Annotated in this window: 18 protein-coding genes; 12 read left to right on the top strand and 6 right to left on the bottom strand. The window is 65.3% G+C overall.

Annotated features, from left to right (window positions below; genetic code table 11):
* The first annotated feature begins 261 nt into the window (after positions 1–261).
* Together QZ149_RS05180 and QZ149_RS05175 are read left to right on the top strand one after the other, a co-directional pair.
* Complete coding sequence (locus tag QZ149_RS05180) at positions 262–654, top strand: hypothetical protein (RefSeq protein WP_291450203.1); 393 nt, start codon at positions 262–264, stop codon at positions 652–654.
* 194 nt (positions 655–848) lie between these two features.
* The gene (locus QZ149_RS05175; protein WP_291450202.1) at positions 849–2219 is read left to right on the top strand and encodes a Fic family protein; all 1371 of its coding nucleotides are present in this window, start codon (positions 849–851) and stop codon (positions 2217–2219) included.
* A gap of 297 nt (positions 2220–2516) precedes the next feature.
* Here QZ149_RS05175 and QZ149_RS05170 read toward each other — a convergent pair whose 3' ends face one another.
* On the bottom strand, positions 2517–5852 hold the full coding sequence (locus QZ149_RS05170) for a lysylphosphatidylglycerol synthase transmembrane domain-containing protein (RefSeq protein WP_291450201.1): 3336 nt from the start codon (positions 5850–5852) through the stop codon (positions 2517–2519).
* A 113-nt stretch (positions 5853–5965) separates the two neighbouring features.
* Between QZ149_RS05170 and QZ149_RS05165 the strand changes: the two genes are divergently transcribed.
* The 3 genes from QZ149_RS05165 to pheA all read left to right on the top strand — a co-directional run bounded on the left by QZ149_RS05165 (position 5966) and on the right by pheA (position 9975).
* Positions 5966–6592 carry a DedA family protein gene (locus tag QZ149_RS05165; protein ID WP_291450204.1) on the top strand — a complete coding sequence of 209 codons (627 nt, stop codon included), beginning with the start codon at positions 5966–5968 and terminating at the stop codon, positions 6590–6592.
* A gap of 3 nt (positions 6593–6595) precedes the next feature.
* Entirely contained in the window at positions 6596–8899 is a 2304-nt protein-coding gene (locus tag QZ149_RS05160; protein WP_291450200.1) for a DUF6541 family protein, read from the top strand.
* A gap of 68 nt (positions 8900–8967) precedes the next feature.
* Positions 8968–9975, top strand: coding sequence for a prephenate dehydratase (gene pheA / locus QZ149_RS05155; protein ID WP_291450199.1), 1008 nt, complete (start codon positions 8968–8970; stop codon positions 9973–9975).
* Between the two features lie 124 nt (positions 9976–10099).
* Here the strand turns inward: pheA and QZ149_RS05150 are convergent, their stop codons facing one another.
* Complete coding sequence (locus tag QZ149_RS05150; RefSeq protein ID WP_291450198.1) at positions 10100–11260, bottom strand: diacylglycerol kinase family protein; 1161 nt, start codon at positions 11258–11260, stop codon at positions 10100–10102.
* A 426-nt stretch (positions 11261–11686) separates the two neighbouring features.
* Here QZ149_RS05150 and serS point away from each other — a divergent pair, with 426 nt between their 5' ends.
* Together serS and QZ149_RS05140 are read left to right on the top strand one after the other, a co-directional pair.
* The gene (serS, locus tag QZ149_RS05145; protein ID WP_291450196.1) at positions 11687–12964 is read left to right on the top strand and encodes a serine--tRNA ligase; all 1278 of its coding nucleotides are present in this window, start codon (positions 11687–11689) and stop codon (positions 12962–12964) included.
* A complete protein-coding gene (locus QZ149_RS05140; RefSeq protein WP_291450195.1) occupies positions 12961–13878 on the top strand; it encodes an HAD hydrolase family protein in 918 nt (305 codons plus the stop codon). The genes serS and QZ149_RS05140 overlap by 4 nt, the downstream gene beginning before the upstream one ends.
* Here QZ149_RS05140 and QZ149_RS09995 read toward each other — a convergent pair.
* Together QZ149_RS09995 and QZ149_RS09990 are read right to left on the bottom strand one after the other, a co-directional pair.
* Entirely contained in the window at positions 13847–14440 is a 594-nt protein-coding gene (locus tag QZ149_RS09995) for an alpha/beta hydrolase (protein WP_366488236.1), read from the bottom strand. The two genes, QZ149_RS05140 and QZ149_RS09995, sit on opposite strands and share 32 nt — an antisense overlap.
* An 18-nt stretch (positions 14441–14458) precedes the next feature.
* A complete protein-coding gene (locus QZ149_RS09990; RefSeq protein ID WP_366488234.1) occupies positions 14459–15019 on the bottom strand; it encodes a hypothetical protein in 561 nt (186 codons plus the stop codon).
* Positions 15020–15146: 127 nt separating this feature from the next.
* Between QZ149_RS09990 and QZ149_RS05130 the strand changes: the two genes are divergently transcribed.
* A complete protein-coding gene (locus tag QZ149_RS05130; RefSeq protein ID WP_291450194.1) occupies positions 15147–15749 on the top strand; it encodes a TetR/AcrR family transcriptional regulator in 603 nt (200 codons plus the stop codon).
* 1 nt (position 15750) lies between these two features.
* Here QZ149_RS05130 and QZ149_RS05125 read toward each other — a convergent pair whose 3' ends face one another.
* Positions 15751–16014 (bottom strand): type II toxin-antitoxin system RelE/ParE family toxin, encoded by a 264-nt coding sequence (locus tag QZ149_RS05125; protein ID WP_291450193.1) that lies wholly within the window; start codon positions 16012–16014, stop codon positions 15751–15753.
* Positions 15998–16240, bottom strand: coding sequence for a ribbon-helix-helix protein, CopG family (locus QZ149_RS05120; protein WP_291450192.1), 243 nt, complete (start codon positions 16238–16240; stop codon positions 15998–16000). Before QZ149_RS05120 ends, QZ149_RS05125 begins: the two co-directional genes overlap by 17 nt.
* A gap of 254 nt (positions 16241–16494) precedes the next feature.
* Here QZ149_RS05120 and QZ149_RS05115 point away from each other — a divergent pair, with 254 nt between their 5' ends.
* From QZ149_RS05115 to QZ149_RS05100, 4 genes are all read left to right on the top strand, one after another.
* Complete coding sequence (locus QZ149_RS05115) at positions 16495–18093, top strand: FGGY-family carbohydrate kinase (protein WP_291450191.1); 1599 nt, start codon at positions 16495–16497, stop codon at positions 18091–18093.
* Positions 18094–18174: 81 nt separating this feature from the next.
* Entirely contained in the window at positions 18175–19056 is an 882-nt protein-coding gene (locus QZ149_RS05110) for a DUF5926 family protein (RefSeq protein WP_291450190.1), read from the top strand.
* Between the two features lie 91 nt (positions 19057–19147).
* Positions 19148–19993, top strand: a complete 846-nt coding sequence (locus QZ149_RS05105; protein ID WP_291450189.1) for a glycosyltransferase — start codon at positions 19148–19150, stop codon at positions 19991–19993.
* On the top strand, positions 19990–21483 hold the full coding sequence (locus tag QZ149_RS05100) for a DUF2079 domain-containing protein (RefSeq protein ID WP_291450188.1): 1494 nt from the start codon (positions 19990–19992) through the stop codon (positions 21481–21483). Before QZ149_RS05105 ends, QZ149_RS05100 begins: the two co-directional genes overlap by 4 nt.
* The last annotated feature ends 44 nt before the right edge of the window (positions 21484–21527 follow it).

Genomic DNA, 21527 nt, shown 5'->3' with positions numbered 1-21527 from the left:
AGCAGAAAAGGTACCATTACCCATGTCGGGGCCTCCCAGCGTTTGAAGTGTCGCAACCTCAATCATCGGGCAGGCCCCGACCCCATGCCAACACCACCCCCCACACCCCAAAATGCGAAGAGCCAGTAATGACCAAATAGCAGTCATGACTAGCTTGTCATTTACGCTGTCGTGTTAGGGTGCTCCTGGTGATCGGCGGAGAGGATACATGGCAGTGTTCCCGCTCGACCGCCCATGATTGCAGAGGAGCAGAATATGTCCATGAAGCAAACAGCTCTCGCGCTGGCATGTGTTGGCGGGTGTGCGCTTGCGGTTGTGAGTCCGTCGTTCGCCGCGTCGGCGACCGCCTTCCAGTTCGGTGTTTCGCCTGCGGTGGTCGCCCAGGCGGCCATGGTTGGAAGTGAGGACCGTCCGTCGGAGAGTGTTGAGGTTGTCGTGCGCCTCGAGGAGGGCGCTGACCGTGCGGCTGTGCTCGCGTCGATTAGGGAAGCTGTGGCCGAGTCTTTCCCCGGTGGGTCCGTCGAGGTCGAGTATGAGTATGGGACACCCGTGCAGGGCTTCGGGCTGAGTGTGCCCGCCGGATCCGTCGAGGTGATCAGGGGCGTCAGTGGCGTGCAGTCGGCCTACTACGTGCACGCGAACCGTCTTTGGTAGTGTGACCGCCATCGACGAGGCCGTAGCCGGGTGTTCCGGTCGCGGCCTCGTTTGTTGTGGGGACGCCTGCTTGTGGCGGGATGTTGGATATTCTGTTGCGCCCTCGTTGATGTGTGCACCGTGGCACTATTTCTAGTTGCTTCAAATTAAGATAAAATTAGAAGTAATTTGAAGTTCGTGTGAACGGAGTAGCCATGAAGACTCCTGTCCCTCCGCCTTATCGGCTTGGTGAGCTGCGCGAACGAGTTATCGCCAGTTTGGCGAACGCAGATGATGAGCGGCGTCTCCCTATTATCGGCGTGCTAGCGGGTGGGCTGGATGATTCAGAGTATCGGCCGTGGGAGTACTACCTTCGCGCTGAGCCGGTGCCGGAGGGTCTGACGCGTGAGGAGTGGTGGTACGCGGTACGCGCTGCGCGCGCCTCGACGGCCCGGCCCACTCCCTTCGTTATGAAGGACGGAACGCGCCTGACGTTTAATCTCCCGGATCGCTTCTTGCAGTTGAATGAGGAGATTACGGCGCAGGCGCGCGGTCAGGTGGAGCTGCCGGGCGAAGTAGCGACGCAAGGGGTGAGAGACAGATACCTGATCAACTCTCTCTACGAAGAAGCGATCACCTCCTCCCAGATGGAGGGGGCGTCGACCACAAGGCGTGATGCGAAAAAGATGCTCCGAGAAAAGAAGGATCCACGCACTCGCTCGGAGCGGATGATCCTCAACAATTTTCTCGCTCTCGAATATGTGCGTGCTCACCTGGGTGAGGAGCTCACTCCTGCATTCATCTGCGGGGTCCATCGCATTGTGACGGATGGGACGCTCGACGAAGCGGAGGATGCAGGGCGCCTGCAGCACCAGGGCGAAGAGCGAATTCGTATCTATGGGAGTGAAGGCCAGGATCAGCTGCTGCATGTTCCGCCGCCAGCCGAAGAATTGCCTGAACGACTCAAGCGTCTGTGCGACTTTGCCAATGGCGTGGGGGAGTATGCGACGCAATACGTGCCGCCGCTTGTGAGGGCGCTCGTTGTTCATTTCATGATGGTCTATGACCACTACTTCGTCGATGGTAACGGGCGCACGGCCCGCGTGATTGCGCAGTGGGTGATGCTGCGCGAAGGCTTCTTTCTCATGGATTTTGTCCCGGTGTCGAGGCTTCTGCGCAAAGCGCCTGCCAAGTATGCGCGCTCGTTCCTTGAGGTTGAGCAGGATGAAGGGGATCTCACCTACTTTCTGATCTGGCATGCGCAGATTATCCTGCGTGGAATCTGTGAGCTGCACGATTACCTGGCGAGAAAGTCCAAGGAAATGGAACAAGTGAAACATCTCCTGAGGCTCACCGATCTCAATAATCGACAGATCGGGGTCATTGAGGAAGCGTTAAAGGACTCTGCTATCACTGTGACAGCTGCATCACATGCGGACAAGTTCAGGGTGACGCTGCAGACGGCGCATGCTGATCTGCGCGGTCTTGAGGACGGGGGATACCTGATGCGTACCAAGCGCGGCCGTAGCTTCGAGTGGTACCCGGTCACAGATCTCCAACGCCGGGTTCGGGGTGTCGATGCGTAGTGCGAAGTTCCATGATCGCCGTGGTCGTTAGGTTGTGCGACGCAGCGTGGGGATCTTGTTACAAGAACTGTTGCAACAGGCAACTTCTAGTTGCTTCAAATTTGATCCAAATTAGAAGCAACTAGAAGTAAGGCTCCCCGTGCCGTCGTACCTCGGTGTCGCTCATGACCCGGCCTCGTGCAGAGTGAGGCGCAGTCAACTCGCGGTGTGCATCTGAGTGCCACCACGGCATGTGCAAAGAGGCGCGAACCCGGCGCACATCCCCAGCCTCAGGGTCGAGGCCCGGAAAGATAGCGCTTAGATCAGATCCTTCTTCTCCATGTACTTCATGGCCAGCCAGCCAAACGGGATGCGCCCGTAGAAGGTGACGAGACGGTAGAGCAGCGCGGTGGCAATCGCGACCGAGGAGGAGACGCTCGCGACTGTCAGACCCGAGGTGAGTGCCGTTTCGACGGTACCGATACCACCCGGGGAAGGGATGAAGGAACCCGCCGCGTTCGCGGTCAGGTAGGTGATAGCAACCGTTGAGAAGTTCAGCGAGCCACCCATGGCGACCATGGCGGTCCAGAACGCGCCCACGTAGCCGATGTTCATGAGTAGGTTGCCAGCCACGACGGCGGTCAGGCGACGAGGTTGTCCGATGATCCACAGGAGACGTGGGTAGACCTGCTGCCACGTCGGCTCGATCTTGGCCCAGATCCAGCGGCGTACCTTTGGGACGGCCACGATGACGCCGACCGCGAGCATGACGACCGCGACGACCGCGAGGATCGTGCCGTAGGGGAGTGAGACGGACAGGGACGAGCCTGCGCTGACCATGACGAGCAGCAGGAGGATGATCGTGATGAGTGCCTGCGAGATCTGCATGAGCGTCACCGTCGTCACGGCAGCGGCGGTGGGGACGCGGCGCTTGCGCAGGTAGCGCAGGTTCAGGGCAGCGGGACCCACACCGGCGGGTGCGACGACCGTGATGATCGAGGCGGCCACCTGCGCGATGAGGGTGTCGCCGAAGCGCAGCTTCTCGGGGGACAGGGCCATGAGCGGCACGGTCGAACCCACCCAGATCAGGCAGGCTAACACGGCAGACGCGGCCATCCACCACGGGTTTGCACTTTTCACCGTGGAGACGAGGTCGTTGAAGTTGAGAGAGGAGACGACGATGAAAACCGCGATGAATGCGACCGCGATCGTGAAGATCGTGCGCGGGCGGAAGCGCTGTAGGTCGGCTGTCGGGGCGGACTCGGCCTCGGAGTCGCCCACGAGGGCGGCGCGCAGATCACTGAGCAGATCGGATCGGCGCAGCATCTGGTTCACCGAGGCGGGCAGGACCGGCTTCTGGATGACGGGCGCGCACGCGATGAGGGTCTCGTCGCCGACGCAGCGTCGACCGGCCTCAAGCGCACGTTGGGGTCCCACTGCCAGGGCGGTTAGGACTAGCATCTGGGCGATGTCGATGGACTGGTTGAGTTCAGTCGTCGCGACCTCGCCCGAATCCCAGTCGAGCAGCCACACGTCGGAGGACGCGTCGACGACGACAGCCTCGGGCGTGAGGGCGCGGTGCGAAATGCCCCGCGTGTGCGCGTACCGCAGCTGTTCCCACGCACGATCCAAGACCTCGTCTGAGGCCCGCTCGCCGAGCTCCGTCAGCGGTGTCGTTGGGGGCAGGGCGGAGAGCACCATGATGATCGAATCGTTCGCCGAGGCGATCGCGATGGGTTCTTGCGTGAAGACGCCGGCGCGCAGAGCCTGCAAGGTTGTGAACGAGGAGCGTTCCGCCTGGGCCTTGAGGGAGGGGGAGATCCATCGGCTGATGCCACGCAGGCGCAGGTTGTTCCACATCTCGAGGAGGGTGCCGGTCAGCTCCTGGCCGGGGTCCATGACGATGAGTTCGTAGGTCAGCTCGGTGTCGCTCCACACCTGGTAGTGGCGGTTGTGGTCGGGGTCGGGGCGTTGCGTGATGGTGACGCCCATGTCGCCCAAGTCGGCGGGCACCTGTGTGAGGCGTCCGCGGGCGTTCTCGGCGACTGCCCACGTGGACAGCGGTTCGGTGGTGGTGTCCAGGTCGGTGCGCACGATCCGCGAGGGCGTGATGCCGATGCTGAGGAGCGCCTCGACGAGGGTGACCCCCTTGGCTCTCTGGTCGTCGTAGCCCATGATCCAACGCGAACCCGAGCCGAACGCACGGCCGATGAACACAGAGATGAATGCGACGGGCAGGGTCATCGAGGAGCGCAGGACGCCTAGGATCAGGATGACCCACACGCCTGTCCAGCCCCAGCGAATGGCTCTCATCGATTGGGCTTCGCCTGCTGAGGTGAACATGGCGCACAGGGTGACGAGTACCAGGTTGATGGCGATCACGAAGCCGCTCCTGTGGCCCTGTGTGGCGATGAGCCGGTCCACGCTCAGGGGGATGGTGAGGTAGACGGGCAGCAGACCGGTGAGGATGGCGATGATCCAGCCGCCGACGGCGGCGACGACGCTCGTGACGATGACCTGGATGATGGTGTGCAAGCGTTTTCTCAGCGCAAGGGAGATGATCACCATGATCGGCGTGATCAGGATGATGAGGCCCTCAACGAGGTTGACGGGCAGGATCAGGATCTGGCGGATGAGCTGGAATTGCAGGACGTCCATGGTGACGCCGCGCGTCGTGGCGCTGGCGACGGTGCCGATGGTCCAGATGATGAGGATTGCGAGGATCGAGATGACGACGTCGATGACGTCCTCGCGCCTGCGCTGGATGGTGAAGATGTGGTCGGCGATGTAGGCGGGCCTGGGGAGGCGGAGCCTGCGGGCGGGGACGGGAAGCGCGACCTCGCCGTTTTTGGCGCGCACGACCGCGTCCGAGGCAGGGGTGGCCAGCGCGTCCGCCGTGTCCTTCTCGGTGGGCGAGTCGGTCGGGGTGGGCGCGTGATCGGTCGTGGCTCCGTCGTGGTTCGCGCGTGTCGTCTTCCGGGTTCTCGCTGTGTTGGCTGCGGCGGACGCAGCGACGGTGACGGGGGTGGGGACGGCGGCGATGTCGGTCTGGTCGACGGACGTTGCTATCGTCTTGGAGGCCTCGTTCGTGGCGGCGCTGGGACCGGTCTGCTCGGGCGCGGGGGGTTCGGGCGTAGGCGGCTCGGTAACCATGCGTACGCCGGAGCCGGCTTCGGGCGCGGGTGGCGGGAGAACGGGGCCGCTCGGTCTTGCGGCCTCCTCGTCGTCGGGGAGGGGAGGAGGGAGGATGGGACCCCTCGGTCTTGCGGCCTCCTCGTCGTCGGGGAGGGGAGGAGGGAGGATGGGACCCCTCGGTGTCGCGGCCTCCTCGTCGTCGGGGAGTGGTGGAGGGGGCGCGTCGATGATTGCCGAGGCGGGGGGTGGAGGAGCGGGACTCTGCAGTGCGTTGACGGTGACGACCGGCGAGACGATGACCGACTCGGGCACGACGATGGGGTCGAGGATTTCAGTCTTGTCTTCGGGGCCGGGGATGTCCGGTTTCTGGGCAGGGGCTGTCGTGGTCCCCGCACCGTTGATCATGCCCATCAGGTCATCGACCCCTAGTGAGGACGGATCCTCCGCGGAAGAGGGGACGAACAGGATGTTCGTATCGACAACTGGGGGGCTGTCGTGTGACTCCTTGCGCTTCCTCATAGTGACCATCCTATATTCGCGGTCAACAAAGGTAGGGTTAGGGGGACATATTCCCGGCAGAAAAGGGCCTTATCGTGACATGGTCTACACTCGCGGAAGCATCGGATCCGTCGATGCTTGACACAGTTATCGAGTGGTTTAAGAATCCTGAGACACTCCTAGTCGCTATGGGGCCGTGGGTCCTGTGGGGAACGATGCTCATCGTTCTTATCGAGTCCGGTGTTCTCTTCCCGGTTCTTCCGGGCGAGTCCCTGCTGTTCACTGCCGGCTTGCTGCACGACCGCCTCGGTCTACATCTGCCCACTCTCATTGCCATGGTCGTCGTCGCCGCCTTCATTGGTGCGCAGATCGGCTACTTCCTGGGCGCGAAATGGGGTCGTCGCTTCTTCAAACCGGACGCGCGCGTCCTGAAGACCGAGCACTTGGAGAAGGCTGAGCATTACTTCACAAACTACGGCGGGCGCTCGCTCGTCATCGGTCGCTTCATTCCCTTCGTACGCACCTTCATTCCGATCGCCGCGGGCATGGCCCGCTACCCCTATTCGAAATTCCTGGTGTTTAACACGCTGGGTTCCGTCTTCTGGGGTGCTGGCTTCATCCTGGTTGGCTCGCTCCTGGGCAACGTGCCTTTCGTGCACGACAACCTGACGCTCATCCTGGGTGTCATCATCCTCGCATCGGTCCTACCCGTCATCATTGAGATGATCGGCAAGCGTCGGTCTTCTGCTGAGAAGGAGTAACACGTGCTGGCCTGGTGGATGCTGGTTCCGACCCTGCTGGCCATGATGGTCGCCCTGGTGCTGCCGGGGTTCATGTGGCTACGCGCGGGGGTGCGCTCGTCGCTCATCGCGATCGGGGCGGCACCGGCGTTCACCTTTGGCCTGATCACTGTCCTGACGGTCCTCTATCCGGCGTTTGAGATCTCGTGGGAGGCTTCCACGGTCATGCCGGTCCTCGGCATGAGCGCCGTCGGCGGTGCGGTCGCGTGGGGCCTCAGCTACTTTCACCGAGTTAACGGTGGATTTGCCCTCAACGGGGTGCCTTTCCGCGAGGCCATCGGTGTGCGCGTGCCGATCGGTGGACATCAGGCGGCCATCCGCGCGGCGACGTGGGGCGCGATCCTCGTGGGCTTCCTCCTGGCGGCTTGGCCGCTGCTGTCGGTTGCAGATCCAGCGAACCCCGTCCAGCAGTGGGATCCGACGTTCCATCAGAATGGCGTTCACGCGATCCTCTACGGCAAGGATGCCAGCCCTTTCGGTGGTCTCCATGAACTCTACGGTGGGCGGCGCGTCTACTACCCGACGGGCTGGCACGCGTTCGTCGCGCTCTTCGCCCGCTACGACTCGGTTGTCCAGGCTTCCAACGTGTCCTCCCTGGCCCTCATGGCCGTGTGGGTGATCGGCCTGGCGGCTCTGGTGTCCGTGCTGACGGGTTCGCGCACGGCCCTCCTTGCGACTCCGATCATCGGCGGCATGCTGCACAACATGCCGGCGGACGCGCTGACCATGTATAACCAGTGGCCCAACTCGACGGGCACGGTGCTGGTCCCTGGCCTTGCTGCGGCCTTCATCGTCGCCGGTCGGCGCGCGGCCGCGGACCTGCGTTTCGGGGACGGCATCCGGTCTTTGATCCGCCGCATCCCCCAGGTTCTCTTCCTCCTCATAGGCTGCCTCGGCCTCGTCGGTGCGCACCCCAGCGCTGCCTTCTCCCTCCTGGCTTTCCTAGCCGCGCCCCTTCTGTCTTCCATCGTCTTTTTTGCGCGCTCTGCGCTGGCGCGTGAGGGCCGAGGCCAGCTCACCGCCATCCTGTGGGTCGGCGTCGGCCTCGCTGTCCTCGCCCTGCCCCTGATCGCGCTCGCCTCACCGAAGATCCAAGCGATGGGCCGCTACCCGCGTCGAGGCAGTGGCTGGGGCGAAGCCTTCTCGCATGGACTCCTGCCCTACCCGCCGTTCGCGCAGACGACGAGCACGACGTGGTGGACGCTCATCCAGGTAATTCTCCTCGTCGCAGGTATCGTCGTCACCGCTCGCCTCCACACGTTGCTGCGACGCCCCGACCCGGTCGATGACCTGGCCGACGAGGCCCATCTGGACATCGACGGTCGCGAGATTGAGACTATCCGACTGATGGATCGCAAGGAAGCCGCTCCGATGCCGGCCTGGCCTCTCGTCTCCTACCTGATTCTCGCTGTCCTCACCGGGCTCGCCTACGCCCCCGACTCCGCGCTGCGCACTTTCCTGCTCGCCCCCTGGTACAAGGACGGGCGGCGCATTATGGGCGTCGAGGACATCGCGCTGGCCGTCCTCATGGCCGTCGGCGTCGCGGCTATCGTCCACGGCATTCACGCGGCATGGGCAGTTTCTCTGCGTCGCATCCTGGCCGAGCGCAGCATCGAGGACGACGTCGAGGACGATGTCGAGGTGCCCCGCTGGCCGATCCAGGTGGGTATCCTCTCGCTCGTCGTCCTCCTGTCCGGTTTCGGCGCGATTGACGCCCGTGACTCAGCCGTCGCCTACGTGTACGACCCGACGCGCCTGGGCAAGCCCGGCATGGCCGTCAAGGGCGAACTCGCCATGCTGCGCCGCATGCAGTACACGACAGCCCCCGACGCCCTCGTCGTCGGCGACCCCATCGCGGGTGCCGCCTATTCGGAGCTGCTGGGAGGCCGCAAGGCCGTTTTCCCCCAGCTCAGCACGGTCAACGGCGACGGGGTTTCGCAGAAGGTCCTCACCCAGCACTTCCGCGATATCACGACCGACCCCGAGGTCTGCGAGGTCGTGCGCAACCTTGGCATCACACACTTCTACGAGGAAGAAGACGGTAGCTACTACAACTTCTTGCGCTCGAACCGCAACCCCGGTTTCTATGGCGTCGACACGTCCAGCGGCTTTGAGCTGGTCGACGCGGGCGGTACCGCGAAGCTGTGGAAGATCACCGCATGCGGTTACGTCACCCCCGGCGGCGGCAGTCAGGCCTTCGCGGACGGGATCCGCTCCACCCAGCCGGGTGCCGATGACCCGGAGGAACACCGGTCCGGCGACGAGTAGGCCACAATGCGCCCCTGAGCTGGGACTGAGTGCGCCCGCCTCTGTCGCGTGTCGATACCCTTGACGCTATGACGACGAACATTCCCGGCCCCGCGCCCCTTGGTGACAAGCTCCGCATCGCGTTCCTCGGCCCCTTCGGTACTTTTACCGAACAGGCCGTCCACCAGGTCGCGCCCGCCGGTGCCGTCCTCCTGCCGATGACGAGCGCCCCGCAGGCGCTCGCGGCTGTGCGCCGTGGCGAGGCTGATCGTGCTGTCGTCCCTATCGAAAACTCCATCGAGGGCGGCGTGAACGCGACCCTCGACTCCCTCTCGCACGGCGATCCCCTCGTGATCGTCGCCGAAATGCATGTCCACGTCGTCTTCCAGCTCGCAGTCCTGCCGGGCACGCGCGCTGAAGACGTCCGCCGCATCGGCACGCATCCGCACGCGTGGGCGCAGTGCCGCGGCTGGGTCGAGAGTACCTTCCCGGGCGCGATCCACGTGCCCGCGACCTCGACGGCGGCGGCCGCCGAACTCCTCTCCGACGGCGACGCTTCCTTCGACGCTGCCCTGTGCAACGCGGTGTCCGTGAGCACCTACGGCCTCGAGGCCCTCTACCAGGACGTGGCCGATAACCCAGGCGCGATCACGCGCTTCGTGTTGGTTGCGCGTCCGGGCGCGGTGCCCCCGCCCACCGGCGCAGACAAGACGACCATCCAGGTGGCCCTGCCCGTCAACGAATCGGGCGCTCTGCTGACCCTCCTTGAGCAGTTCTCGGCGTGCGGCGTGGACCTCTCGCGCATCGAGTCGCGCCCGAGCGGCGACGGCCTCGGCAACTACACGTTCAGTATCGACATCGTTGGGCACATCCGCGAGGAACGCGTCCAGGCGGCCCTCGTCGGCCTGCACCGCTACTCGCCGGAGGTCCGTTTCATGGGGTCCTACCCGCGCGTCGACGGCGTGCGTGCAGCCGTTGTCCCCGGGACAACGGACGAGGCGTTCCGTGCGGGTCGCGCGTGGGTCGCGGACCTGCTGCGCGGCGGCGACGGCACGGGCAAGACAGGCGGTTCTGCCCCCTCCTGGCCGCTGACCTGACCTCGCGCATCCCCGGCGATTCCGGGCGCATATGAAGCAGGTCTGCACCACTTAGCAACAAGCTGTGGGTCAGTGGCGACACGCGCACAGATTCGGGCCGGGGTGCGCTGTATCACGGAGTGGGTCAGCTGGGCAGCAGCTCCATCCACGTGCGCTCGGCGGGCACAGCCACGTCCAGTGCGCCGGCCTGCATGCGCACGTGCATCGTGCGGGCCAAGCCGATGGCGTCGCCGTCCACCTGGCACACCTGCGGTTCGGTGGCCGTCACGGACGCGCCTTTCGCCTGGCGGAATGCGACCGTGCCCGTCGATACGGGCAGGTTGATGGGACGCAGGCCGATGAGCTGGCCGAGCATCTTCCACGTGACGTCCGCCCAGCCGAGCAGGCCGACGTGTGCGTCGACTGCGATGACGTCGATGAGTCCGTCCGACAGGTTTGCGTCGGGAGCGAGAACCAGCATCTTGAGTTCGCCCGCGTTCGCAAACATGACCGAGCGTGCCTCGATGCGCGTGACTTCATCCGCCGACGAGAGCGGGGAATCTTGATGACCGGAGGGGGCTGCGGCCTCGTTGATGGTTTGCCCGGACAGTTGGTCGCTCACTCCCAGCGGGTCGGGCGCGGTGGCGATGGGGGACCGCAGCATCAGGCGAGCTTTCATGCGCGGCACGCCCATTGCGCCCAGTCCCGCCCACACGTAGGCGATCCACCCGATGCGCTTCTTTAGCTCAGGGTCGGTGTCCGCCATCGTCGCGCCGTCGTAGCCCATGCCTGCGATGACGAGGCAGGCGTATTCATCGGTGCGTGGCTCGAGGGACGAGGCCGTGGCGGGTTCGCGTTCCTCATCCTCAGCGTGGCGGGTGGCTTGGCGGGCAGCGTCGCGTAGTGCCCCCTCGGCGGGAAGGGACGAGGGTTTGGTGGCGTTCTCGACGCGCACCCACGCCAGGTCCACGAGCCGATGGTTGGCGTCCAGGGCAACGGCGAGTGCGTGTTCGGGGTCATCAGGAATGGAGAGGTTGCCCGCCAGGACGTTGCCGGTGCCGACGGGGATGATGCCCATGCGCACGCCCGACCCGGCCATGCCGGCCGCGACCGCGCGCACGGTCCCGTCTCCACCGGCGGCGATGACGACGGACGCGCCTTCTTCGAGGGCATGCACGGCCTGCCCGGTGCCGGGGTCCTCGCGTGTGGTCTCGCGCCAGTGCACGTGGTCGATGCCAAGTTCCTTGGCCTTGCGGTTAATGAGGTCCTTGAAAGCTTGTGGATCGTCGTGCTTCGAGGGGTTCATGATGATCCATGGACGAGGCCTGCCGCGCTCCGGGTCATCCGCCGTTGACGGGATGGAAAGTGCCTGCCGTCTGCGATGACGTCTGGTGAGCGCTGTGACAGCGCGCGCGACTCCGATTGCTCCGGCTCCTGCAGCGGCTGCGAGTATCCACGGTGTAGCGTCCATGTACACATCTTAGTCTGCCTGTGGATTAAGGGGTTGTGGACAGGCTGTGAAAGCTCTTTGCGTTGCGTTCTATAGCGGCTGTGATCAGCTGTTGTGCAACGATGCTCATCGTTATCCACACGGTTATTCACAAGAGGTGGATAACCTTTGGTATTTCTGTGAATTGATCTGATGGTTGGTGTATAACCCTGGTCTCTGCTGCGGATTAGGCATCCGGCACGGTGGGGGACAGAGCCGGGCCACCTGGCATAGGATGGTTCCATGATTGATGTGCGTGCCCTGCGTGAAAACCCCGAACCCGCCCGCGCCTCCCAGCGTGCCCGCGGAGCCAACCCCGGCCTCGTCGATGAGATCATCGCGGCCGACGCCGCCCGCCGCGAGGCCCTGCAGGCCTTCGAGACGCTGCGCGCCACCCAAAAGGAGGTCTCCAAGTCCGTGGGTCGCGCCTCCAAAGAGGAGCGTCCCACGATCCTGGCCAAGGCCAAAGAACTCGCCGAGCAGGTGAAGGCCGCCGAGGCCGCCGCGAACGCCGCCGACGCCGAGGCTGACCGCCTCGCGCGCCTCCTGCCCAACCTCGTTCTCGACGGCGTGCCCGTTGGTGGCGAGGATGACTTCGTGGTCCTGCGCCACGAGGGTCCCGTCCCCCGCGACTTCGCCGCCGAGGGCTTCGAGCCTCAGGATCACCTCGCGCTCGGCGAGGGCCTGGACGCTATCGACACCAAGCGCGGCGCAAAGGTCTCCGGCGCGCGCTTCTACTACCTCAAGGGCATCGGTGCCCGCCTCGAGCTGGCCATCATGACGATGGCCATGGATCAGGCGCTCGCGAACGGCTTCGTGCCGATGATGACCCCGACCCTGGTTACCCCGCAGATCATGGGCGGTACGGGTTTCCTCAACGAGCACTCCGACGAGATCTACTACCTGCCCGCCGACGACCTGTACCTGACGGGCACGTCCGAGGTGGCCCTCGCCGGCTACCACGCCGACGAGATCCTTGACCTGAGCGCCGGTCCCAAGCGCTACATGGGCTGGTCCACCTGCTACCGCCGCGAGGCCGGCTCCGCGGGCAAGGATACGCGTGGTATCATCCGCGTCCACCAGTTCAACAAGGCCGAGATGTTCAGCTACTGCCGCCCCGAGGATGCCGCCGAGGAACACCAGCGCTTCCTCGCGTGGGAAGAGGAGATGCTCGCCAAGGTCGAGCTGCCCTACCGCGTTATCGACACGGCCGCCGGCGATCTGGGCACCTCCGCCGCCCGCAAGTTCGACTGCGAGGCCTGGCTGCCCACCCAGCAGCGCTACATGGAGGTCACCTCGACCTCGAACTGCACGACGTTCCAGGCGCGCCGCCTCGGTATTCGCGAGCGCCGGGAGGACGGCATGGCCGCGGTCGCCACGCTCAACGGCACGCTGGCCACGACCCGCTGGATCGTCGCTTTCCTGGAGAACCACCAGCGCTCGGACGGCTCGATCTACGTGCCCGAGGCCCTGAGCCCCTACCTGGGTGGACTCGACGTCCTGACCCCGGTCGCTCGATGAGCCAAGAGCGCTTCCTGACGGTCCCCTCCTCCGGGGAAGTTGCCCGCCCCTTCGGGGATCTCCTCGACGAGGCCTCGGCCGCCCTGCCCGCCGACTTTCCGACGTCGGCGGGCCAGGTCCTGGTCGCGCTCGACATCGACGGCACGATCCTGACCCCCGCGGGGGCAACCCCGCGCGTCCTCGAGGGGATCCACGCCCTCGCTGCCGCGGGCGCTCACGTGCTCATCGCGTCGGGCCGCGCGCTCGAGGGCGTCACCCCGATCCTCGACGCCTTGGGCTTCACGGATGGGTGGGCGCTGTGCAATAACGGCGCGACCCTCGTGCGAGTGAGCGGCGGGCAGTGCGAGATCGTCGAGGAGCGTACTTTCGTACCCGGTTCATGCCTGGAGGAGATTGCCTCCGCCATTCCGGGTGTCGTGTTCGCGTCGATGCCACATCCCGACATTCTGCTGTCTGCTCCCTTCCCGAACAACGAGATCGAGGGCAGCGAGCATCGCATCGTGTCGATGGAGGAGCTGGCCTCCACGCCGACCCCGAAGATCGTCGTACGCGCCGCAGACATGGATCGCGATGTGTTTGACTCCGTTTTGTCCTCCCTGGACGTCTCGCGCACTCACGAGGTGTTCGTCGGCTGGACGTCCTGGGCGGATATTGAGCCGCTCGGCGTGACCAAGGCAACCGGGCTGGAGTCACTGCGGGCGCGACTGGGCGTTCCCGCCGCCGGCACCGTCGCCGTCGGGGATGGCACCAACGACATCGCGATGATCGAGTGGGCAGCCTTCGGCGTCGCGATGGGGGGTGCCTCCGACGAGGTGCGTTCTCACGCCGATCACGTGACGGCGGCCGTCGAAAACGACGGTGCCGCCGCCGTCATGCACGCGATCATGCGCCGCTGCGGGGTTGGTGGCCGCTGAGCCAGTCGCCCATGATCGTGAAGGCGCGGTTCAGATTCCCAATCTGGCAGTGCTGTGCCATGTCCGGGTCCTGCGCGTGACGGAACGCGCGCACGTCCAGCGACGTCGCGTTAGCCAGGGCTCGGCGCACGTCTTCCAGGCGCTCGAAGGGCACATACTGGTCGGCGTCCCCGGCCAGGACCAGGCATGGCTGATGAATCAAGCCCTCAAGCGGCTCCATCGTGTAGTCACCGAACGCCCGCAGCACCTCGCTCGGTTTGCTCAGGCCCGTGAGGTGTCTGGCCTGCTGTAGCTTCCACGCCAGGTCCGCGCTGAACCTCGGCGCGATGCGCAGCGCCGCGTCGATGAGCCATGCGGGCCTTGGGTTCCCTACGACCGCGTCCGCAATGGGACGCAGGGGACGAGGTAGTGGCAGCGTCAGGCCGTCGAGGAGCCGGTACATCATGTCGAAGGCAATGACGTGGCTGATGCGCGAGCAGTGGGCGGCCGCGCGCATGACGAGGTAGCCACCGAAGGACACGCCGAGCGCGGCTGCGCTCTCCACGCCGAAGTAGTTCAACACCGCGTTTGTCGGGCGCTCTCACTCCGGCTCGAGCGTCATACCCGCCAATGCCGTGTGTCCCTGCCCCGGCCCATCGAACGCGATGATGTCGAATGGACGGGTGGGGAAGTAGGATGCGAAGTCGATGATCTCCTCCGCATACCCGTCGAATCCGTTCATCATGAGGAGTGTGCGCGGCGAGCCCGCGGGGGCCTGCGCCCTGTCGAGCGTGTCCGCTTCCCAGCGCATCGCGGTCAGCTCACCGTCCCGGTAGGGGATCGAGTGTCGAGTGAGCCCGAGGCCGTGGTGGGCCTCGTCGAAAGCGCGTGACATAGCGGCGATATAGTCTCGCTTGCGAGGGTCGGCGCTGGGAATGTAGAAGGCGGACAGCGCGTACAGGCGCCACGCCGCCTCGGGATCTCCCGCAGCGTCACATGTGCGCGCGAGCGCATATGCAAGGGACGTGATGTCGTGTGTCGAACGAAGGTGAGGCGCATCCTGTTCGGCGGCGCGCTGCACCTCCCGCCGGTCGAGGATTGGTTCAAAGGCTCGGTTGAGTTGGAGGTCGAACTGCTGGTTGCCCGTGTAATGCGTGAACATGTGATGACGCTACATCCTGAACCGAGGGCTGGAAGCGTACAATAGCGGACGAGCTGTCGGATATCTAACGGAGCCTCCGACAAAAGTCAGATAGGCCTCTTGGTCCAGCGAAAGTGATAGGTGCACGATGTATCTACGTGACTCGGACAAGCACGGCCGTGATGCCGAAAAGAACCTGGACCTGCGCATTCGTAAGACGCGCCGCGCGATCCGCTCCGGCCTCGTCAAGGCGTGCGAGGCCAAGCCCTACGAGCGCGTGAGCGTGGCCGACATCTGCCGCGCGTCGATGGTGTCGCGCACGACCTTCTACGATCACTACACCGGTAAAGACGCGCTGCTGATCGAGGTAGTCTCTTTCCTCCTCGAGGACATTGCCCCGGCGCTCAAGGGCCTGTGGTTCGATGAGGGCGGGGCCGAGGCGCGGGTGGTGGCCCGCTACCTGGCTGACCTCTACGCGCGCCATGGTCGAGCCCTCAAGACGCTCCTCCTCATCCGAGTTGGGGGAGAGGGTGATCTGCACGAGCGACTACACCGGACATGCTGTTCGGTATTTACCGATTGGGCCAGTGGTCGCATCGACGACGAGGTGCTCCCGTTCGCTGCGGACGTGTATGCCTCCGTGGTGCTCACATTCATCCAGCGAAGCGCCACGAAGCCCCTTACGGACAAGGAGCTGGCCGCGATCGATCGCGCCCGCGAGCTCTTCATCGAGGGCTTCGGCGCCCGGTAGGTCAGCGGTAGATGCGTGACCGGTGATCGATGTTGATGGCGAGGATCAGTAACTCATCATCTTCGATGGAAACAATGATCCGATAGTTGCCGACACGGTATCGCCAAAAGCCTGCCAGGTTGCCGGTCAGTCCCTTCCCTCGCGAGCGGGGATCCTCGCCGCTCGCAGTCTCGCGGAGGTAGTCGATGATACGGAGTGCGGTTGGCTTATCGAGCTTGCTGAGCTGCTTGAGTGCGCGCGGTGACAGCTCAGCCCTCCAGGCCAAGGGTCTCCACCGCCTCGTCGAGGCTCACCGATGCTGCGCGTCCGCTGCGAATATCTTCGAGTTCCGCCTGCAGTGAGTAGGCCAGCTCGATCTCTTCGAGCGCTGATTCGATGGCGCGATTCATGTAGAACGACTTCGTTCGTCCCGTTCGCTCAGCAAGGGCCGTGAGGCGGGCGTCGATCTCGGGATCGAGCTTGACGGAGCGTGCAACCCGTGCCGTAGACATGTGTCCTCCTCACAAGTGACTACGCGTAGTCTATCGTCCTTCGGCCACAGTTGGAAGAGTGTTCGATGCGTGATGAGTCGGGAATGAAGCGGCGTCGAAGTGCTATCGGCGTCCGGTAATCTTGGGATCAAGATACTAATAGCGAACAGAGTGTCCGATAAAGGGTCACTGGTCACTGTCGTTGCGTGTGCGAAAGTGTTACCGTTAGCGCATTCCAGGCACCGGCCTCGTCAATGAAGACACTAGGAGTACACGTGACCACCGATCCCCGCGCGCTCATCGAAGCCGCCGACACCGCCCTGGGCATCGAGTTCGGCTCGACACGCATCAAGGCCGTCCTAATCGGCCCCGACCATGAAGTCCTCGCCACCGGGGGCCACGCCTGGGAGAACCACCTCGAGGACGGCCTGTGGTCCTACACCCTCGACGAGGCCGTGGCCGGCCTGCGGGGCGCCTATGCCTCCCTGGTCGCGGACGTGCGCGAACGCTACGACCTCACCCCGGCCTCGTACGGGTCGATCGGTATCTCCGGGATGATGCACGGCTACCTGACCTTCGATGCCGAGGGGCGCCTGCTCGCGCCCTTCCGCACGTGGCGCAACACGAATACGGGGCGCGCGGCCGACGAGCTCACCCGACTGTTCGGATTCAACATTCCGCTTCGCTGGTCGGTTGCCCACCTGCACCAGGCGGTCCTCGACGCCGAGGAGCACACCCCGCGCGTCGCCCGCCTGACGACCCTCGCCGGCTGGGTCCATCACCAGCTGACGGGCCGCCACGTGATGGGCATGGGTGACGCCTCCGGCATGTTCCCGATCGACTCGGCGTCGGGCACATACGTGGAGTCCTACCTCGATCAGTACGAGGCCCTGGTCGCCGAGCGGGTCCCGTGGCGTCTGCGCGAGGTCCTACCGACCGTGCTGAGCGCGGGCGAGGACGCGGGTGCGCTGACCCCCGAAGGTGCCGCGCTCATTGACACGACCGGCATACTCCAGCCCGGGATTACGCTATGTCCGCCGGAAGGTGACGCGGGCACAGGCATGATCGCGACGAACGCGATCGCGCAGCGCACGGGCAACATTTCGTGCGGTACGTCCGTGTTCCTCATGGCGGTTATCGAGCGTTCCCTCACCGAGCTGCACATCGAGATCGACATGGTGACCACGCCCGACGGCTCGCCCGTCGCGATGGTCCACTCGAACAACGGCGCGTCCGAGCTCGATGCGTGGGTGGGCTGGTTCGCGGACTTTGCGCGCCTCATCGGAGCTGACGTGAGCGTCCCCGCGATCTACGACACCCTGTACAACCACGCGCTCACGGGCGAGGCCGACGCGGGCGGTGTCATGGCCTACAACACTCTGTCCGCCGAGCCGATTGTCGGACAGGAGGCCGCCCAGCCCGTGTTCACGCACACGGCTGAGGCCCGCGTGACCCTCGCGAACGCGGTGCGCGCCCAGCTCATGAGCATCTTCGCGGCCGTGCGCATCGGCGTCGATATACTCCGCGAGGAGGGGGTCGGCCTCGATTCGCTCTTCGCGCACGGCGGACTTTTCAAGACGCCGGGTGTCGCCCAGCAGATCCTCGCCGACTCGCTGAATATCCCCGTGTCCGTCGGCGACACCGCAGGCGAGGGCGGCGCGTGGGGCATCGCTGTCCTCGCGCGTTACCGCGCTGTCCTGGCTGGGAATTCGGCGACTCTCGCCCTGCCGGAGTACCTCTCCGAGCGGGTCTTCGCCGAGGCCTCGGTCTCCACTCTGGAGCCCACTCCCGAGGGTGTGGCCGGGTACGAGCGCTTCCTCGACGCCTACCGCGCCGCCCTGCCCGGCGTGGAGGTCATCGCCCGGGGACACTGACAAGGCGGGGGCTGGGGTGAGTGCACCGGCTCGCCCAGCCCTGACCTCGTCGATTGAACGAAACACGCTACGATGACACCCATGGGTAAAGCTAGCCGCCGTAAGAAGGTCACCGATCCCGCCAAGCTCAAGGCGTATCGCCCGCCGATCCCCTTCGTCGTGCGCCCCTACGAGGGCCTGCCGAAGGAGATTGAACTGGTCGCCATGCGCGAGCTCATCCCGGCGGCCACACTGACCGCACGCACCAACGCCGACCATGGTGCCGTTGAATTCGACTTCGTCACCCTCCTGCCCGAGGGGCAGCCCGCGATGGTGCGTCCCGACGGACGCACCCTTGTCGCGCTGCAGACCCGCTCGAACTCCGCGGACCTCAGCCACGACGCGGGTGCCGCGCTGCTCGCGGCCATCGCTGCGAAGGAAGCGGGCGACGAGGGTGTTATCTCGATTGATGTGCGCGAGCCGTCCGAGCGCCTCCAGGACATCGTCGACGCCGACAGCTTCACGGACATGAAGCTCGAGGAGGACTTCTCTTTCTGGTTCGACCCGGCTGAGGAGATCGATGAGCAGACGCGTCGCGCCCTTGAGCAGAACCGCGATGAGATCATCCCGACCGAACCCGTGCCCGGCGTCCCCGGCGCGTACTGGTGCGAGATGAACCGTAACTTCGTGCGTTTCCTGACGGACAACGACGAGACCAAGCTCTTCGATGCGCTGGCCCGCCTGGCTGCGCGCGGCGAGGCTAACGTCGGTGAGGGTTCGCGCTACGTGGGCTCCTTCCGTGCGTGCGGCCTCATCGTCCCGGTCTTCGAACTGCCCGAGGGTGCCAGCGCGGCCGACGTCGCGCCCGGCACGCAGGTCTTCGCCAAGGCTTTGGCCGAGGCACTTGCCGTCACCGAGCGTCTGGATGACAAGGAGCGCCGCGCGCGCCAGGGCCTCGTGTCCCGCGCAGTGACGATCCGCTGAGCATACTTTTACCCGCCGTTTAGGCAGGCTTGTCGCTCACATTACGGGTAGCGGGGCGCAATCGCGTTCCGCTACCCGTAAACTATGTCGTGTGAACTATGCCAGCGGATCCCAAAGTTCCCACCCGCAGCGCGTCGCTGCAGTCATCGCTGCGCACAACGTCGGCCGTGCCGTTGCGGCCACCGTGCGCGCATGCCGCGCTATACCCGGCGTTGACCTTCTCATTGTCGTCGACGATGGATCGACGGACGACACGGGGCGCGCAGCCCGAGCCGCAGGCGCCGTCGTCGTGCGCCACTCTGTCGAACGGGGGCGCGCCTCGGCCATCGAGACGGGCGTGAAGGTCGCCGCCATGCGGGATCGTCCCGATGGCCCACCCCGCCACATCCTGCTGCTCTCGCCCGACTTGGGTGAGTCCGCCGTCGAAGCCACCGCCCTCGTCGAGGCCGTTGTCTCCCGCGAGGTGGACATGAGCATCGCGGTGCCTGCTACCGGGCGCGAATACTCCGGCTATGGCCCGGCCGTCATGCGCCGACTCATCCGCCGCAAGACTGGCTGGTACTGCCACTACCCGCTGAGCTACCAGCGCTGCCTGACGCGCGAGGCCATTGACGCGGCGATGCCTTTCGCTGGCCGCTACGCCCTCGAAGCTGCGATGACCATCAGCGTGCTGCGTGCCGGACTGTCCGTCATGGAGGTTCCCTGTAACTTCGCGCACTCGGGTGCGGACCGCTCCCTCGGCTCCTTGAATCGCCCGGCGCGCATGTTCGACGCCTTGCGTACCTCCGTCAGTCAGGTCTTCCACTCTGACGCCCGCTCGAAGCGTCGCGCCGACCACGAGCAGGGCATCGGCGTGCCTTACCCGGCCCCGGCCTCGTCCCGCGAGCACGCCGATGATGTCGAGGCCTCGCCTCGCTGCTCGGAGATGGTCGGGTGAGGCTCCCGGATCGGTCGGACGTCGCGCGCGTTGCTTCGGCGTGGTGGCTTCCCGCCGCGCTCGCCTGCACGGTCGGCATCCTCTACATCTGTTTTTCGCTGGCGCAGTGGCGCACGCTCTCTGACCCCTCGTGGGATCTGGCAATTTTCGCCGAGGCCGTCCAGGCGTACTCGCGCTTCGAGGCTCCCATCGTCCCGATCAAGGCCCCAGGCTACAACCTGCTGGGAGATCACTTCCATCCGATCCTGGCACTGCTTGGGCCGATCTATCGTTTCTTCCCGTCGGCGATTACCCTCCTGGTCATCCAGGACCTGTTGATTGCGGCGTCGGTCCTGCCGATTGCGCGTCTGGCGCAGCGGCTCTTCGGGCGCGGTGGTGCCGTGCTCGTTGGTCTGACGTACGGGTTGGGGTGGGGTCTGCAGGGCGCGGTCAGTGCCCAGTTTCACGAGGTCTGTGTTGCCGTCCCGCTGTTGGCCGTCGCAGGCGTTGCGTTCGTCGAGCGGCGGTGGGGTGCCTGCATGGCGTGGTTGGCACCGGTCATCCTTGTCAAGGAGGACCTGGGGCTGACCGTCTTCGTCGCCGGTTTGGCGCTCGCGTGGCGTAGGAGGGGTGAGGATCGTTCCGGGATGCTCGTGTCCCTGGCGTACGCACTGTTCGGTATTGTTGCTTTTGTCGTGACGGTGAAGGTGCTGCTGCCCGCCGTGAACCCGGCAGGTACCTGGGCCTATTCGCTGGATGGATCTGCGACGGGGGCGGGCACGACGATGGCCAGCAAGGCTGCCGTGCACCAGATTCCCTCCGTGTGGGCGATCCTCACGACCCCGCCCGTCAAGATCAAGACGCTGCTGATTCTGGTGGCCGGAGCCGGTTTTGTCGGACTGCGCTCCCCGTGGTTTGCTCTGGTCCTGCCGACCCTCGCGTGGCGCTTCGCGGGCTCGGTGAACGCCTATTACCAGTGGAACTCCTGGCACTACAACGCGGTGCTGGTTCCCATCGCAGCGTGTGCCTTGCTGGACGTCGTCAGTCGGTGGATTCAGCCCGAGCGGGGCGGGGCGGACCCGGAGGAACCGGCCCGGGCCTCGTTCGATGAGAAGTACCGCCGTGTGGCCGCGTGGGCGGTCGCGTGCGTGCCCGCCGTGTCCCTGGCGCTTACGGCCTCGTTCCTGCCCCTGTGGAAGCTGCCGACTCTCGCGGAAAGCCCGCGCATGGCGGCAGCCCAAGGCGCGCTCGATGCCGTCCCCGAGGGGGCGAGCGTCGAGAGCGACACGACGCTGCTCGCGCGGCTCGTGCCCGGGCGCGACGTCTACTGGGTGGGCACGACCGCCGGCATGGATACCCCGCCCGAGTATGTTGTCGTCGACCGGCAGTCCTACGCGTGGGGCGGTGCCGAGGTTGACGCCGAGTCCTGGGCCAGTGCCGCTCACCCTGGCCACACCTACGAGACCATCTACTCCGCGCAGGGCTTCCGCGTCGCGCGTCGCACCTCGTAAAACATAGGTGCCGCGCAGCCGGAAACTCCGGCTGCGCGGCACTC

The organism is Actinomyces sp. ICM47 (genome assembly GCF_905369875.1).
Classification (GTDB): domain Bacteria; phylum Actinomycetota; class Actinomycetes; order Actinomycetales; family Actinomycetaceae; genus Pauljensenia.
This window is presented reverse-complemented; position numbering and strand designations above follow the sequence as displayed.